Source organism: Caballeronia sp. M23-90 (genome assembly GCF_053574605.1).
The window spans coordinates 1-2,540 of the sequence record NZ_JBSIPA010000670.1; the positions used below are offsets into that span (position 1 = coordinate 1).

2 protein-coding genes are annotated in these 2,540 nt (G+C 60.4%); both read left to right on the plus strand.

The genetic code is table 11. The features are described 5' to 3' along the window. Positions 1-242: 242 nt before the first annotated feature. Positions 243-1,478, plus strand: a complete 1,236-nt coding sequence (locus tag ACRXB1_RS34425; protein ID WP_174364863.1) for an MFS transporter — start codon at positions 243-245, stop codon at positions 1,476-1,478. Between the two features lie 366 nt (positions 1,479-1,844). Continuing rightward, positions 1,845-2,540: carbamoyl-phosphate synthase small subunit (locus ACRXB1_RS34430; protein WP_449494583.1), on the plus strand; the 696-nt coding region annotated here is incomplete at its 3' end.

The window sequence follows — 2,540 nt, forward strand, 5'->3', positions numbered from 1 at the left end:
GCAACGGCAAGGCAAGTGCGGCGCCGGTCAAGGTAACGCGTGTCGCCGAGAAAGCCAGCGCGCCTGCGAAAGGCAGGCCGGCAGTGGCGGTATCGAAAAGTACGAAGACCGTCGAGAAAAAGAAGAAATAATACGTTGTCCACGCGGTCAAGAATCCACGCCGTCACCAAGGTGACGGCGTTTCCATTTGGGCCGGCAAGTTAAACTTCCGCTTCAATTCCAAAAAAAGCCCTGCGCTGCACATGACGTCATCCGTTCGTCTTCGCGTGTTTTTCCTGTTCTCGGCCGGTTACTTCGTCTCGTACGTGTTCCGCGGCGTGAATCTGGGCTTCGCGCCGTATATCACACACGATCTGGGGCTGTCGGGCGCCGATCTCGGCTTGCTGACATCGCTGTATTTTCTCGGCTTCGCGGCCGCGCAGATTCCCGTGGGCATGTTGCTCGACCGGTTTGGGCCGCGCCGTGTCACCGCCGGCATGCTGCTGTTCGCGGCTCTCGGGATCGGTGTGTTTGGCGCGGCGCGGGGTATCGGCGGGATGATGCTTGGGCGCCTGTTGATCGGCGTGGGCGTGTCCGTGTGCATGAGCGCGGCGTTCAAGGCGCTCGCCCAGATCCTTCCCGTTGCGCAATTGCCGATGGTCAACGGCTTTGTCATGGCAGTCGGCGGTCTTGGCGGCGTGGTGGTCGGCTCGCCGCTCGCATGGACGCTGGGCGTGACCGACTGGCGTCACATCTGCTTTGGCCTCGTCGTGATGACGCTCGCCGTGGCCGCAGCGATCTTCCTGTTTGCACCTGAACACCGTGATGACGGGCATCGAAAAGCGGACATGCTCACCCAGTTCAAGGGCACGTGGCACATCTTGCGCAGCGGCGCGTTCTGGAAGATCGCATCGTTTTCGGTGGTGACGCAGGGCGTTTTCTACGCCATGCAGTCGCTCTGGATCCGACCTTATCTGCTCGATGTCATGGGCCTCAGCGCCCACTATGCGGCTGTGCTGGTATCGGTGCTCGGTATTGCGATGATGATCGGCTGCGTCAGTTTCGGCGCGGCGGCGCGGAGTCTGGCAAGGCGCGGCATCACGGTTTACGCGTTTTGCGGCTTCGGCATGGGACTGTTCGTGCTTGTCCAGGTACTGATGTTCATGCGCGCGCCAATCCCTCCCGCGTTGCTGATTGCGTGCTACGGCATTTTCGGCGGCACGGGCATCTTGAGCTACGCCGTGATGGCTGAATATTTCCCGACACACATGATCGGCCGCGCGCACAGCACGCTGACGCTGGTCTTGTTCATCCTGATCTTCGGCCTGCAAGTGGGCATTGGCGCGATGCTCTCGCACTGGCCTGTGCAAGCGGGTCACTATCCGGTCGCCGCGCACTTGAGCGCATGGGGCGGGTTGATCGCGATGCAGATCGCAAGCGCGATCTGGTACGTGCTGCCAAGCAGCGTTCTTGAAAAGCGCGGGGGCGTGGTCTCCTGAGTCGGAGAAGGCCGCCGGGCGTGGTTTGCAGCTCCAAGCCTGGAACGCGTCTTGCGTGCGGCACGTCTCAAATTTGGAGGGAAGGGCTATTTCGGGCTATAATTCGAAGGTTTGAGCAAATCAACCTACACCCTAGCGCCTACCTCCCACTCACCGTTCATCCGCCGCGCTTGAGGCCCGATACGCGCAACCCGCCTGACGCACGATCCGCCCTTCTTCAGACTGAAGGTGCATCGGCAGAAAAAGGCGAGTGATGCGCCAACGCCTTGAAACGCGATGCGGGTCTGCACGCGCCACGTACAAGGCCGCGCGCGATCCCACGGTCGGATGACAGGTCGGCAACAGGGTGTTCCCAAGGAGCCTCCCGTGTTGCCGTCATTCTCTCCCGCAATCCTCGCACTCGCCGACGGCACGGTCTTTCGTGGTCACTCGATCGGCGCGTCCGGTCACACGATCGGCGAAGTGGTGTTTAACACCGCTATCACCGGCTATCAGGAAATCCTGACTGATCCGAGCTACGCCCAGCAAATCGTCACGCTGACGTACCCGCATATCGGCAATGTCGGCGTGAACGCTGAAGATGTCGAATCCACCAAAGTCCATGCCGCCGGTTTGATCATCCGCGATCTGCCGGTGCTCGCATCGAATTTTCGTTCCGAACAATCGCTTGCCGATTATCTGAAAGCCGAAAACGTCGTTGCGATTTCCAATATCGATACTCGCAAGCTCACGCGCATCCTGCGTGACAAGGGTGCGCAAAACGGTTGCATTCTTGCTGGTGACGACGAAGTCAAAGCGCTCGAACTCGCGCGCTCGTTTCCGGGTTTGTCGGGCATGGATCTCGCAAAAGTCGTCTCCACGAAAGAGAAGTACGAGTGGACGCAATCCGAATGGAAGCTGGAAAGCGGTTACGGCGAGCAGAAAGCGCCGCAATACCGAGTGGTCGCGTTCGACTACGGCGTGAAGTACAACATCCTGCGCATGCTCGCGGAGCGTGGTTGCCACGTCACCGTGCTGCCGGCTGAAGCCACCGCCGCCGACGCGCTCGATGAATTCACGGGA

Excerpts from the sequence above, each read along its gene's own strand:
- ACRXB1_RS34425 (WP_174364863.1), top strand. The coding sequence starts at position 243 with ATGACGTCATCCGTTCGTCTTCGCGTGTTTTTCCTGTTCTCGGCCGGT.